A 14,306-nucleotide genomic window follows, 5' to 3' on the forward strand; every position below is an offset into this window, starting at 1 on the left:
TATGCCGAAACCAGTAATAGCAATAGTAGGCCGCCCGAACGTAGGAAAATCTACTATTTTCAATAGAATAGTTGGAGAAAGAGTTTCAATCGTAGAAGATATCCCAGGTATAACTCGAGACCGTATTTATAGTGCGGGAGAATGGTTAAATCATGAGTTTAACATTATTGATACAGGTGGAATTGATATTGGAGACGAGCCGTTCTTGACACAAATTCGTCAACAGGCGGAAGTTGCGATTGATGAAGCAGATGTTATCATTTTTATGACGAATGGTCGCGATGGTGTAACTGCAGCGGATGAAGAAGTTGCTAAAATTTTGTATCGTTCTAAAAAACCAATTGTACTTGCGGTAAATAAGGTTGATAATCCAGAAATGCGTAGTGATATTTATGATTTTTATTCATTAGGATTTGGCGAGCCATTCCCGATTTCAGGTACACACGGTTTAGGACTTGGTGATTTGTTAGATGAAGCTGCAAATCATTTTCCAAAGATTGAAGAAGAGGCGTATGACGATGAAACAATCCGTTTCTCTTTAATTGGACGTCCAAATGTAGGGAAATCATCGCTTGTAAATGCACTTCTTGGTCAAGAACGTGTAATTGTAAGTAATATCGCAGGAACGACGCGTGATGCTGTCGATACACCATATAGTAAAGATGATCAAGATTATGTAATCATTGATACAGCTGGTATGCGTAAAAAAGGAAAAGTATATGAAAGTACAGAAAAGTATAGTGTACTTCGTGCACTTAGAGCGATTGAACGTTCTGACGTTGTTTTAGTTGTTTTAGACGGAGAAGAAGGAATTATTGAGCAAGATAAAAAAATCGCTGGATATGCTCATGATTCAGGACGAGCTGTTATTATCGTTGTAAACAAATGGGATGCAGTGAAAAAAGATGAAAAAACAATGAAAGCATTTGAAGAAAATATTCGTGCTCATTTCCAATTCTTGGATTATGCACCGATTGTATTCTTATCTGCAAAAACGAAAAAACGTACACAAACGTTATTACCGGTTATCAATGAGGTAAATGAAAGCCATAGTATCCGTGTACAAACAAACGTATTAAACGATGTAATTATGGATGCGGTAGCGATGAATCCAACACCGACTCATAATGGTAGCCGTCTGAAAATCTTCTATGCGACACAGGTTGCGGTAAAACCACCGACATTTGTTGTGTTTGTAAACGATACAGAATTAATGCACTTTTCATATGAGCGCTTCTTAAAGAATCGTTTACGTGAAGCGTTCGGTTTTGTAGGAACGCCGATTCACATTATTGCTCGAGCAAGAGACTAATGGAGAGGATGTGATTTTATGACAAAAATCACAGTAGTAGGAGCAGGTAGCTGGGGAACAGCGTTAGCGATGGTATTAGCTGACAATGGACATGATGTACGTATTTGGGGAAATCGCTCAGAACTTATGGATGAAATGAATACGAAACATGAGAATAGTCGATATCTCCCAGGCATTACATTGCCAAGCACAATCGTAGCCTACTCTTCTTTAGAAGAAGCATTAGTAGATGTAAATACAGTACTGCTAGTAGTACCGACGAAAGCGTACAGAGATGTATTACAAGAGATGAAAGAAATTGTTACAGAACCGATTACTTGGATTCATGCGAGTAAAGGGATTGAACCTGGTACGTCAAAACGTATTTCGGAAGTGATCGAGGAAGAAATTCCAGAGAACTTAATTAAAGATGTTGTTGTATTGTCTGGACCGAGTCATGCTGAAGAAGTTGGTTTACGACAAGCGACAACAGTTACGTCTGCAGCAAAGCGTATGGAAGCGGCTGAGGAAGTACAAGATTTATTTATGAATAGTTATTTCCGTGTATACACAAATCCAGATATCGTTGGAGTTGAACTTGGTGGTGCGTTAAAAAATATTATCGCATTAGCTGCTGGTATAACTGATGGTCTTGGATTAGGTGATAATGCAAAAGCGGCATTGATGACACGTGGTTTAACAGAGATTGCTCGTTTAGGAAGAAAAATGGGCGGGAATCCGTTAACGTTTGCTGGTCTAACCGGTATGGGAGACTTAATTGTAACTTGTACAAGTGTTCATAGCCGAAATTGGCGCGCTGGAAATATGCTTGGAAAAGGACATTCTTTAGAAGAAGTGTTAGAAAGCATGGGTATGGTTGTAGAAGGTGTAAGAACAACGAAAGCTGCTCATGAATTGGCAGAGAAAATGGAAGTTGAAATGCCGATTACAGCTGCTTTATATGACGTGCTGTTCAATGGGAATAACGTAAAAGATGCGGTAGGCTCATTGATGGGACGTGTTCGAAAACATGAAGTGGAAGCTATACCTGACTTACTGTAAAGAAAAGCGACAGAAGTACATTTGTACTTCTGTCGCTTTTTTATTTTATGGGTCTTTTCACCATTTTTTTATTTTTGCATAGGATGAAGAGTAACTTGAGGAGAGGGTGAAAAGAATGGATAATAACATTTTTAATAATATTGAGAAGGAAGCGAAAGTAAATAAAGAGGATATTTTTAAATTAGCGTCATCCGTGCAAAATGCGAATTTACGTGATGAAACTGTACTTCGTCAATTAATTCATCAAGTGGCTCTTATGGCGGGACGTGAAGTGCCGAAAGAGCAAGAGGATCAAATTGTAAAAGCGATTATTAATAATAATATGCCAGCAGATTTTGGCTCGTTAAGCAAAATGTTTAAAAAATAAATTATGAGAAACAAAGAGTTTGTAGATTGCATATGATAGCCATGAAAGAATGGGAATAGAGCTGTTTTTGGGCATATTTGGTCAACCGAAGCGAGAGATACAATCGCTTCGGTTTTATTTTTATCTAGATTAGTGGAAAATGCTGAAAAACCTATTGATTAAAGTTACATATTCGTAATTTGTAGTAAAATGTTCTTTTTGTATTTGTTTAAAGATTTTAATTTGTTAAAATAGTATAAAAATAGATTAATAAAAAGGGGTGTGTATATGTCAGAAGGGCTTATGAAAATGTGGTTGGCTTTAGGGGCAATTGGATTTATGTTTTTTGCAGTAAGTTTTATTTTATTAAGTAGACATAAAATACAGAATAAATTTTTGAAAGGGATTACAGCGTTAGTAGCGTACACCCTTATGGTTGTGTCAGGAATTGTTATTTTTCTTGTTGTATTTAGTGGACCTGTACAGCAGTAAATGGAATGGTCTCGAAAATACTACATACGGAGCAAGTTATATTAGTATGAAAAGGTGATGCTAGTGAAAAAAGTCCATATTATTTTAATATTTTGTTGTATGAGCCTTTTAACGGGGTGTCTGTATCCGAAAGAAAATATGAAGCAAAATGCGGTTCCTTATGAAGATCAGCTACAGGTTGTTCAAAAAGCTGTTGTGACATTTAAGGAGCAAAATGATGGGATATTGCCAATTAAGACGAGGGATATGAGTACACCTATTTATCAAAAGTATCCAATCGACTTTCAACAGATTGCCCCGCGTTACATACAAGAAGCACCAGGGAATGCATATGAAAGTGGAGGAGTATATCAATACGTATTAATAGACGTTGAAACAAATCCAACAGTAAAGTTAATTGATGTTAGGATGGCTGAACAAATTCAGGAACTATCTTTAAAGCTTAGGATGTATCGTGATGAACATCAATATCCACCTTTTAAAAAAGTAATTTCAGATGGTGTATATGAATTGGATTTTAAAAAACTAGGATATAAAGATGTGCCACAAGTGACAAGTCCATATTCTGGTAAAGGACTTCCTTTTGTAATTAATGAAAAAGGAGAAGTTTTTGTTGATTATAGAATCGACTTATATGACGCTTTGAAAAAAAATGAAGGGCAGTTTACGGAGGGAGAAGATATTCGAAATATACTTTCGAAAGGTTCCCCGTTTGTACCAGCTTATTCTTTACCGTACACAGTAAAGGACGGAGAACCAATTTTTTTAAAATCATAAGTCATGAACCTTTCTTTTAGTGAATAAGTTCTAGAAGAAAGGTTTTTTATGTTATACAACTTACGATGCAAACAAAAGATATTTTTTAATAGTCATATGAAATTGGACAAAATTATATGATATATTGTCCGAACTTCTAGAATACCATTATATTATATCAGATATTATAGGCAACGTTAGAGAAGGTATTAGTTGACTATAAACGCGGAATTATTCCCAAAAATTTTGAGGGAGGGAATCACTTGGAAAAGGTAGATATTTTTAAAGATATTGCAGAACGAACAGGCGGTGATATTTATTTTGGAGTTGTAGGAGCTGTTCGAACAGGGAAATCAACATTCATTAAAAAATTTATGGAACTTGTAGTTATTCCAAATATTGAGAATGAGTCTGACCGTCAAAGAGCGCAGGATGAATTGCCTCAAAGTGCTGCTGGTCGTACAATTATGACGACGGAACCGAAGTTTGTTCCAAACCAAGCGGTTTCTATCGAAGTAGATGAAGGACTTGAAGTGAATATTCGATTAGTAGATTGTGTTGGATATACGGTTCCAGGAGCGAAGGGCTATGAAGATGAGAATGGCCCGCGCATGATTAATACCCCTTGGTATGAAGAACCTATTCCATTCCATGAAGCTGCAGAAATCGGCACGCGTAAAGTAATTCAAGAACATTCAACAATTGGTGTTGTAATTACAACAGATGGAACAATTGGTGAAATTCCAAGAAGAGATTATATAGAGGCAGAAGAACGCGTTGTAAATGAATTGAAAGAAGTAGGAAAACCTTTCATTATGATAATTAATACGGTACAGCCGTATCATCCAGATACAGAGCAATTACGCCAAAGTTTATCAGAAGAATATGATATCCCGGTTATTGCAATGAGTGTGGAGAGTTTAAGAGAAACAGATGTATATAATGTACTTCGTGAAGCGCTATTTGAATTCCCTGTATTAGAAGTAAATGTGAACCTTCCGAGCTGGGTAATGGTGCTAAATGAAGGGCATTGGTTGCGTCAAAGTTATCAAGAAGCAGTTCAAGAAACTGTGAAGGATATAAAACGTCTTCGTGATGTGGATCGGGTTGTTTGGCAGTTTAGTCAATATGAATTTATTGATCGAGCGAGCTTAGCTGGCATTGATATGGGGCAAGGTGTGGCGGAGATTGATTTATATGCGCCAGATGAATTATATGATCAGATTTTAAAAGAAGTAGTAGGGGTAGAAATTCGGGGGAAAGATCATTTATTGAAGCTTATGCTCGATTTATCTCATGCGAAAACAGAATACGACCAAGTCGCAGACGCACTGCGTATGGTTAAACAAACAGGATATGGTGTAGCAGCGCCTGCGCTAGCAGATATGAGCTTAGATGAGCCAGAAATTATTCGTCACGGTTCAAGGTTTGGTGTGAAGTTAAAAGCGGTAGCGCCATCCATTCATATGATTAAAGTAGATGTAGAGTCAACGTTTGAACCGATCATTGGTACTGAAAAGCAAAGTGAAGAATTAGTTCGTTATTTAATGCAAGATTTTGAAGATGACCCGTTATCAATTTGGAATTCTGATATATTTGGACGTTCGCTTAGCTCAATTGTTCGAGAAGGAATTCAAGCGAAATTATCCTTAATGCCAGAAAACGCTAGATATAAATTAAAAGAAACGCTAGAAAGAATTATTAATGAAGGATCTGGCGGATTAATTGCGATTATACTATAAGAAAAATCCCTCTCATTGTAGAGGGATTTTTTGTTTTTTTTTGATTATAAAATAGAAAAATAAACAGTCATTATCTAATACATTGTTGTAAATTGTCAAGTTTCATCAGATTTTCACATTTTCACAGTAACAATTTCCTTAAAAATATTGAATTATAAAGGAGAATCGTATAATATAGGCGTTGATAATGATTTATCTACATCTTTGTAGTATAGAATTTGTAAAAATTGCCTACAAATGAAAGTAAGACTCATTTTATGATCATTATACAGTCTTATCTTTGGGAGGAGGTGAATGGCATGAACAAGACAGATTTAATCAATGCTGTTGCAGAAGCAAGTTCCCTTTCTAAAAAGGACGCAACAAAAGCAGTAGACGCTGTTTTTGATTCTATCTTAGAAGCTTTAAAACAAGGTGATAAAGTACAACTGATCGGATTCGGTAACTTCGAAGTTCGTGAGCGTGCGGCTCGTAAAGGTCGTAACCCACAAACAGGTGAGGAGATTGAAATCGCTGCAAGTAAAGTACCTGCATTCAAACCTGGTAAAGCGTTAAAAGATGCGGTTAAATAATCCTTACATATTAACAGGGAAGAAGAGTTTCCTTTTTGGGAACTCTTCTTTTTGCTTTTAAAAACATAAATATGCTAGAATGTGTTCGTATCACTTTTAGGTTTTCGGGAGGGCTAGCGGATGGCAAAAGTTAATTTAGAACAAATTGAACATGCAGTACGCCTTATTTTAGAGGCGATTGGGGATGATCCAAATCGTGAGGGAGTACTTGATACACCAAAACGTGTTGCAAAAATGTACGCAGAAGTGTTCTCAGGTATGCATGAAGATCCGAAAGAGCATTTGCATAAAGTATTCGGAGAAGATCACGAAGAGCTTGTACTAGTAAAAGATATACCATTTTATTCGATGTGTGAGCATCATTTAGTTCCATTCTATGGAGTTGCTCACGTTGCATATATTCCGCAAGGTGGAAAGGTGACAGGGTTAAGTAAATTAGCTCGTACTGTAGATACAATTGCACGTCGTCCACAACTGCAAGAACGTATTACATCAACAGTAGCGAACTCTATTATGGAAGTATTAGAGCCTCATGGTGTAATGGTAGTAGTAGAAGCAGAACATATGTGTATGACGATGCGTGGTGTGAAAAAACCAGGTGCGAAAACAGTAACGACAGCAGTGCGTGGTGTGCTTGAAAATGATGCTGCAGCGCGCAGTGAAATTTTATCGTTTATTAAAACGAAGTAAAGAAAAGCGGGAAACTGCTTTTCTTTTTTTTTTTAGTAAATAAATGATATAGTTTTAGCTAGACAGAGTGAGATTAGAAAAATTGCTTACATGAATGGTAGGTGTAGCCAAGTTTTGGTTATAGAAAATAGAGTGTATGTGTTATAATAAGTTTTATGAATTAGAAAACAAGGGTGATTTTTTGTGTGTGACATCTACGGAGGGTATGCGGGTATAAAAGAGAAATTGATGGAGAAATTACGCCATCCTTATTTTATAAACTATATTGAAGAACCATTTATTGATGAAGAAAAGATAGCATTGTTATATGGTGCTTTAAAGAGTGCAAACTTACATATAGAACAAATTGAGCATTACGTAGTAACGATTATGCTTGTGCAAATTGCGCTTGATACGCATGAAAAGGTATCAAATAAAGCAGGCGAGGAAGCGATTGAATCGCATAAATGTCGTCAATTAACAGTACTTGCAGGCGATTACTATAGTGGACTATATTATTATTTATTGTCTATGAATCGTGATATTGTTTTAATTCGTGCACTTGCTGAAGGAATTAAAGAGATAAATGAACACAAAATTATGTTATACCAAAAAGCGCATGAAACGACGGATGACATAATGAAAAGCGTAGTAACGATTGAGTCTGCGCTCCTTCAAAAAACATGTGATCATTTTCATTTATCACATTGGAAGCCATTTATCACATACGTATTAGGTGGAAATCGTCTTCAAAAAGAAATTCAATTGTATGCTGATAAACAACATTCACCTGTTTTTCAAGCGATGCAAGATGCTTTAGGGGATAAAGCAGAAGTAGTGATTAATAGTTGGATGATGGAATTGAGAAAGAAAGAAAAACAATTTTTAGAAAATCACATAGACATTAATGAAATAAATTCTGTGTTAAGGGATAAATAGAAGACATAAGCAATTTTACATTGGAAGAAGGTACGAGCATGCAACAATCAAAAGAAGAAAGAGTACATGACGTATTTGAAAAGATTTCTGATAAATACGATGTGATGAATTCTGTAATTAGTTTTCAAAGACATAAAGCGTGGCGTAAAGAAACGATGCGAATTATGGATGTACAACCAGGTAGTCAAGCGCTTGATGTATGCTGTGGAACCGCAGATTGGACAATTGCGCTAGCTGGAGCGGTAGGTGAACAAGGAAAGGTTGTTGGCTTAGACTTCAGTGAAAATATGTTATCTGTCGGTAAGCAAAAGGTAGAGGCGTTACAATTAAAACAAGTAGAACTTCTACATGGGAATGCAATGGAACTTCCATTTGAAGATAATACGTTTGATTATGTGACGATTGGGTTTGGTTTACGTAACGTACCGGATTATATGCACGTATTAAAAGAAATGACACGTGTAGTAAAACCAGGTGGAAAAGTAATCTGTTTAGAAACATCTCAACCAACAATGATTGGTTTTCGACAAGGGTATATTTTATACTTTAAATATATCATGCCGTTATTTGGAAAGATGTTTGCGAAAAGTTATAAAGAATATTCATGGCTTCAAGAATCTGCTAGTACGTTCCCAGGGATGAAAGAACTGGCTCAAATGTTTGAGCAAGCTGGACTTGAACGTGTGCAAGTAAAACCATTTACTTTTGGGGTAGCAGCGATGCATTTAGGTATTAAACCAGAATCAAAATAGAAAAAAGAAGTTTTAGGTTAAGGTGAACAATATGAAGTTACAACTTATGTACTCTTTTTTACGATCGGATATTAATGTGATAGAAAAAGAATTAAAAAAGACAGTCGCTTCTGAACAGCCATTAGTAGAAGAGGCAGCATTACAGCTTATTGAAGCTGGTGGGAAGCGAATTCGTCCTGTATTTGTGTTGCTTGCAGGGAAATTTGGAGATTATAAGTTAGATGCAATTAAGCATGTTGCTGTTGCGTTAGAACTTATTCATATGGCTTCTCTTGTTCACGATGATGTTATTGATGCTGCATTTTTACGACGCGGCAGTGCGACTGTGAATGCAAAATGGGGAGATCGTATTGCGATGTATACAGGGGACTATCTGTTCGCTAAGTCTCTTGAATGTATAACAAATATCGAAATTCCAGAGGCACATCAAGCGTTATCGCATACTATTTTAGAAGTCTGTAAAGGTGAAATTGAACAAATTAAAGATAAATACAATTATGACCAAAATTTAAGAACGTATTTAAGAAGAATAAAGCGAAAAACAGCATTATTAATTGCCGCGAGTTGTCAATTGGGAGCGATTGCTGCTGGTGCTAATCGTGATACGGTAAATCGTCTATTTTGGTATGGGTATTTTGTAGGAATGTCTTATCAAATTATTGATGACATTTTAGACTTCGTTTCTACAGAAGAGAAACTTGGAAAACCTGCTGGTGGAGATTTACTACAAGGGAATATTACACTTCCTGCTTTATATGCGATGGAAGATCCCGTACTTCGTCAGAAAATCACATCTGTACATGAAAATTCAACAGCAAGTGAAATGCAAGAAATTATTGATGCTGTAAAAAATAGTACAGCAATTGATCAAGCATTTGCGTTTAGTGAACGTTATTTACATAAAGCTTTAGAAATAATAAAACCACTCCCACGTGGACAAGCAAAGTACGCATTACAAAATGTTGCAAAGTATATTGGAAAACGAAAATTTTAATGTTTATTCTAAAAAATAAAATAATCTCTCTATTTCAAAACTATTGCACAATTGTGATAAGGGTGATAATATGTGTGTGGGGATATACAATTACATACATAATTCAGAAGTGGAGAGATTTTTTATGGAAAAAACATTTCTAATGGTAAAACCAGACGGTGTACAACGTGCCTTCATTGGGGAAATTGTAGCTCGTTTTGAGAAAAAAGGCTTTCAATTAGTTGGTGCAAAATTAATGCAAGTCACTCCGGAAATTGCTGGACAACACTACGCTGAGCATAAGGAAAAACCTTTCTTTGGTGAGTTAGTAGACTTTATTACATCTGGACCTGTGTTCGCAATGGTATGGCAAGGTGAAGGTGTAGTAGATACAGCGCGTAACATGATGGGGAAAACAAGACCACATGAAGCAGCTCCTGGAACAATTCGTGGAGATTTCGGTGTAACTGTTGCGAAAAACATTATCCATGGTTCTGATTCTTTAGAAAGCGCAGAGCGCGAGATTGCTATTTTCTTTAAAGAAGAAGAATTAGTTGACTACTCAAAATTAATGAATGAATGGATTTACTAATTATTTTGAAATAATTTGTAAACGCTTTAATCACTGTGATAATAGTAAAAAGTGCAAGAAGAATAGGGGTATTCTTCTTGCACTTTTTTTATTTTCAATTAGTTACGAAGTTTGAGCTGTTATGATATATTGATATTTAAATTAGGCCTATCGGAAATATAGAATAAGAAAATGGTCGATATATGATATAATTTCTTTAATATTTTTAGAATGATAAAAGTTAATATAGTGAGATAAATACATATACGAAAAGAGGAATAACGTATGCGATATATTACAGCTGGTGAATCTCATGGTCCGCAACTTACAACAATTATAGAGGGTGTTCCAGCAGGATTGTCTTTAGTAGCGGATGATATAAACGAAGAGTTAGCTAGAAGGCAAAAGGGGTATGGGCGTGGTAGACGCATGCAAATTGAAACGGATCAAGTGCAAATTTTAAGTGGTGTTAGACATGGAGAAACATTAGGTTCCCCTATTGCACTCGTTGTTGAAAATCGTGATTTTGCCCATTGGATAAAAGTTATGGGTGCAGAACCTTTAACGAAACAAGAAGAAAAAGAGATGAAAAGGAAAGTGACAAAACCAAGGCCTGGGCATGCTGATTTAAATGGTGCAATTAAATATGGTCATAGAGATATGAGGAATGTACTGGAACGTTCGTCAGCGCGCGAAACGACGGTGCGTGTTGCTGCTGGTGCGGTTGCTAAAAAGGTGTTAGCAGAACTTGGTATTAAAGTGGCGGGCCATGTAATTGAAATTGGCGGTGTACAAGCTAAGGAGGTTACGTATAGTTCAATTGAAGAATTAAAGAGTATTACAGAAGCATCTCCTGTACGTTGCTTAGATGACGAAGCTGGTAACCAAATGATGAAAGCGATTGATGATGCGAAAGCAAATGGTGATTCAATTGGTGGAATCGTTGAAGTAATTGTGGAAGGAATGCCAATTGGAGTAGGTAGCTACGTGCATTATGATCGAAAACTGGATGCGAAATTAGCAGCTGCAATTATGAGTATTAATGCTTTTAAAGGTGTCGAGATTGGAATTGGTTTTGAAGCAGCGCATAGACCGGGAAGTGAAGTTCATGATGAAATTCTATGGAATGAGGAGCATGGATATACAAAAAGAACAAATAATGCAGGTGGATTGGAAGGTGGTATGACGACTGGAATGCCAATTGTTGTGCGCGGTGTGATGAAACCGATACCTACACTTTATAAACCTCTTCAAAGTGTAGATATTGATACGAAAGAGCCTTTTACAGCGAGCATTGAACGTTCAGATAGTTGTGCAGTACCAGCAGCTAGTGTCGTTGCAGAAGCGGTTGTGGCTTGGGAATTAGCAACAGCTTTAATAGAACAATTCGGATTAGATCGTATGGAACTGATTCGTGAAAATATTGAGAAACATAATGAATATGCGAGGGGATTTTAATGGGAAACATACATATTCAAACGAAATCAAAAGAATATGATGTACATGTTGGTAAAGAAGCGTTGTCACACTTAACAATGATCGTTCAAAATATGCAGCCAGCTGTATCTAACGTAATGATCATTTCAGATGAAGCTGTTGCATCACTACATTTACAGACAGTTATCGATGCATTACAAGTGGAGCAGGACGTGTTTTCGTTTGTTGTACCAAGTGGCGAAAAAGAGAAGTCTTTCGAAAATTTCTATGCGGCTCATACGTCAGCTCTTGAAAATAAATTAGATAGAAATTCTTTAATTCTTGCACTGGGAGGCGGAATGATTGGAGATTTAGCTGGTTTTGTTGCTGCATCGTTTATGCGTGGTATTCGCTTTGTGCAGGTTCCGACGACTTTATTAGCGCACGATAGCGCAGTAGGTGGGAAAGTAGCGATTAATCATCCGTTAGGTAAAAATATGATTGGTGCATTCCATCAGCCAGAAGCAGTTGTATATCATACACCGTTTTTACAGTCTCTTCCTAAAAAAGAGTGGCGTTCAGGTTATGCAGAGGTGATAAAGCATGCTCTTATTGGTGATGTGGAGCTATATCATTGGTTAAAAGAAGAAGTGCAAACATTAGCGGATCTTCGTGATGAGAAGTTAATCCATATATTAACGAAGGCGATTCCTGTAAAGGCAAATGTTGTATCACAAGATGAAACAGAGAAGGGTGTACGTGCCCATTTGAACTTTGGACATACGTTAGGACATGCTCTTGAAAAAGAGCTAGGGTATGGAAATATTACTCACGGTGACGGCGTAGCGGTTGGAATGTTATTCGCCATATTTTTAAGTGAGCAAGTGTACAAGGTTAATCTTGCTTATGAAGATATGAAGCAGTGGTTCTTGAAATACGGCTATCCAAAAATGCCAAGAGATTTGAATGTAGAGCGCCTCGTTCAATTGATGAAACAAGATAAGAAAGCAAATGCAGGAGCAATTCATATGGTGCTTATGCAGGAATATGGGGTAGTGAATGTCGTATCTATTTCAGATGAGACTGTTCATATTGCGTTAGAGGCATTTCAAAAAGATATGGTTTAAAATGATAGCGAAGTGTTGTGAAGTGCTCATTTAGAGGTATTCTCGTAATAGTGACGGTTATGATAAAAGATTACAGTAAGGGGCTATAACTGTATTGTAATCAAATTGAATGAAATGACTGGGGGAAGAAAAATGAGAGTGAAAGAGCAATTGTTAACTTTGAGAGCATATGTACCTGGGAAAAACATTGAAGAAGTAAAAAGGGAATATGGATTATCGAAAATTGTGAAATTAGCATCGAACGAAAATCCATTCGGTTGCTCAGCGCGTGTGACAGAAGCATTAACTTCTTTAGCGAGCCAATATGCCCTTTATCCAGATGGATATGCCTTTGAACTTCGGACAAAAGTAGCGGAACATTTAGGTGTAAAAGCAGAACAACTACTATTTGGTAGTGGATTAGATGAAGTCATTCAAATGATTAGCCGAGCGTTACTACATGAAGGAACAAACGTTGTAATGGCGAATCCTACGTTTTCACAATATCATCACCATGCTGTTATTGAAGGAGCAGAAGTTCGTGAAGTATCACTTAAAGATGGTATTCACGATTTAGATGCAATGCTAGAGCAAGTAGATGATAAAACGAAAATTGTATGGATTTGTAATCCGAATAATCCGACAGGTACATATGTTGAGAAACAAAAATTACTTTCATTTTTAGAATCGGTTCCTAAGTCGGCTCTCGTTATTATGGACGAAGCATATTATGAATACGCGGAAGCAGAAGACTATCCGCAAACATTACCACTTCTTGAAAAGTATGAAAATCTTATGGTTTTACGCACGTTTTCAAAAGCATATGGTTTAGCTGCTTTTCGTATTGGATATGCGATTGGGGATGCGAAGTTAATCGGACAGCTAGAAGTAGCAAGGTTACCATTCAATACATCAACTGTAGCGCAATCTGTAGCACTCGCTGCATTAGAAGATCAAGCCTTTTTACAAGATTGTGTGAAAAAGAATGCTGAAGGTCTAAATCAGTATTATGCATTTTGTAAAGAATATAACGTATTCTATTATCCATCTCAAACAAATTTCATTTTCTTAAAACTTGGTATACCGGGTAATGAAGCTTTCGAACGATTAATGAAAAAAGGATATATCGTTCGTTCTGGTGCTGCATTTGGTATCGATGATGGTATTCGTATTACTGTCGGTTTGAAAGAAGAAAATGATGAAATTATAGAGTTGCTGAAAGAGCTTGTAAATGAGCAAGTACAGAAAGAAGAAACATATTCTTAAGAGATTGTGAAGGCTCCTATTATAGGAGCCTTTTTTATCGTATTAAAAATAAAGGTTGAAGACTGGTAATTAAGTTGTTCTGTAAATCACGGTTCGTATGGCTTGATAATTAGTGAGAGAAGTTATTTGCACGGTCATAAAAGAAAGCGGTACAATAGAAGATGATGATAAGGTATCGGTGTCATATCCGAACCTTTTGAACAATTACCTACTCTGTAAGAAGAAGTATAAGAAGAAGCATGCTCATTCTAAAGGTTGCGTTCTAACAGTGAGTTGCTTATGATAAAGTGAAACTTTAATCAGTGGGGGGATGTTTATCCCCCGCTGATTATTAGTTGAACCAATCGGGCTTT

Annotated in this window: 15 protein-coding genes; all 15 read left to right on the top strand. The window is 36.6% G+C overall.

Annotated elements, in window-relative coordinates; translation table 11 throughout:
- The first annotated feature begins 1 nt into the window (after position 1).
- A complete protein-coding gene (gene engA / locus DOS87_RS07730; RefSeq protein ID WP_001125890.1) occupies positions 2-1,312 on the top strand; it encodes a ribosome biogenesis GTPase Der in 1,311 nt (436 codons plus the stop codon).
- An 18-nt stretch (positions 1,313-1,330) separates the two neighbouring features.
- Complete coding sequence (locus DOS87_RS07735) at positions 1,331-2,353, top strand: NAD(P)H-dependent glycerol-3-phosphate dehydrogenase (protein WP_000161783.1); 1,023 nt, start codon at positions 1,331-1,333, stop codon at positions 2,351-2,353.
- Positions 2,354-2,468: 115 nt separating this feature from the next.
- Complete coding sequence (locus tag DOS87_RS07740) at positions 2,469-2,720, top strand: stage VI sporulation protein F (RefSeq protein WP_000369753.1); 252 nt, start codon at positions 2,469-2,471, stop codon at positions 2,718-2,720.
- A 267-nt stretch (positions 2,721-2,987) separates the two neighbouring features.
- A complete protein-coding gene (locus DOS87_RS07745) occupies positions 2,988-3,191 on the top strand; it encodes a DUF2768 domain-containing protein (protein ID WP_001289006.1) in 204 nt (67 codons plus the stop codon).
- Positions 3,192-3,254: 63 nt separating this feature from the next.
- Positions 3,255-3,968: a hypothetical protein gene (locus DOS87_RS07750; RefSeq protein WP_000755479.1), complete on the top strand. Its 714-nt coding sequence runs from the start codon at positions 3,255-3,257 to the stop codon at positions 3,966-3,968.
- A gap of 242 nt (positions 3,969-4,210) precedes the next feature.
- Positions 4,211-5,689 carry a stage IV sporulation protein A gene (gene spoIVA / locus DOS87_RS07755; protein ID WP_000416521.1) on the top strand — a complete coding sequence of 493 codons (1,479 nt, stop codon included), beginning with the start codon at positions 4,211-4,213 and terminating at the stop codon, positions 5,687-5,689.
- Positions 5,690-5,988: 299 nt separating this feature from the next.
- The gene (locus tag DOS87_RS07760) at positions 5,989-6,261 is read left to right on the top strand and encodes an HU family DNA-binding protein (protein WP_001043860.1); all 273 of its coding nucleotides are present in this window, start codon (positions 5,989-5,991) and stop codon (positions 6,259-6,261) included.
- Between the two features lie 120 nt (positions 6,262-6,381).
- A complete protein-coding gene (gene folE / locus DOS87_RS07765; RefSeq protein ID WP_001151482.1) occupies positions 6,382-6,951 on the top strand; it encodes a GTP cyclohydrolase I FolE in 570 nt (189 codons plus the stop codon).
- 183 nt (positions 6,952-7,134) lie between these two features.
- The gene (locus DOS87_RS07770) at positions 7,135-7,869 is read left to right on the top strand and encodes a heptaprenyl diphosphate synthase component 1 (protein WP_000332840.1); all 735 of its coding nucleotides are present in this window, start codon (positions 7,135-7,137) and stop codon (positions 7,867-7,869) included.
- 38 nt (positions 7,870-7,907) lie between these two features.
- Positions 7,908-8,621 carry a 2-heptaprenyl-1,4-naphthoquinone methyltransferase gene (gene menG, locus DOS87_RS07775; RefSeq protein WP_001187674.1) on the top strand — a complete coding sequence of 238 codons (714 nt, stop codon included), beginning with the start codon at positions 7,908-7,910 and terminating at the stop codon, positions 8,619-8,621.
- A 31-nt stretch (positions 8,622-8,652) separates the two neighbouring features.
- Positions 8,653-9,615, top strand: coding sequence for a heptaprenyl diphosphate synthase component II (hepT, locus tag DOS87_RS07780; protein ID WP_000776078.1), 963 nt, complete (start codon positions 8,653-8,655; stop codon positions 9,613-9,615).
- 124 nt (positions 9,616-9,739) lie between these two features.
- A complete protein-coding gene (ndk, locus tag DOS87_RS07785; RefSeq protein ID WP_000415883.1) occupies positions 9,740-10,186 on the top strand; it encodes a nucleoside-diphosphate kinase in 447 nt (148 codons plus the stop codon).
- Between the two features lie 264 nt (positions 10,187-10,450).
- Positions 10,451-11,623 (top strand): chorismate synthase, encoded by a 1,173-nt coding sequence (gene aroC / locus DOS87_RS07790; RefSeq protein WP_001269378.1) that lies wholly within the window; start codon positions 10,451-10,453, stop codon positions 11,621-11,623.
- Complete coding sequence (aroB, locus tag DOS87_RS07795) at positions 11,623-12,708, top strand: 3-dehydroquinate synthase (protein WP_000526805.1); 1,086 nt, start codon at positions 11,623-11,625, stop codon at positions 12,706-12,708. The genes aroC and aroB overlap by 1 nt, the downstream gene beginning before the upstream one ends.
- A 132-nt stretch (positions 12,709-12,840) precedes the next feature.
- Positions 12,841-13,953: a histidinol-phosphate transaminase gene (gene hisC / locus DOS87_RS07800; protein WP_001264022.1), complete on the top strand. Its 1,113-nt coding sequence runs from the start codon at positions 12,841-12,843 to the stop codon at positions 13,951-13,953.
- The last annotated feature ends 353 nt before the right edge of the window (positions 13,954-14,306 follow it).

The organism is Bacillus sp. CR71 (genome assembly GCF_003429245.1).
Classification (GTDB): Bacteria; Bacillota; Bacilli; order Bacillales; family Bacillaceae_G; genus Bacillus_A; species Bacillus_A thuringiensis_S.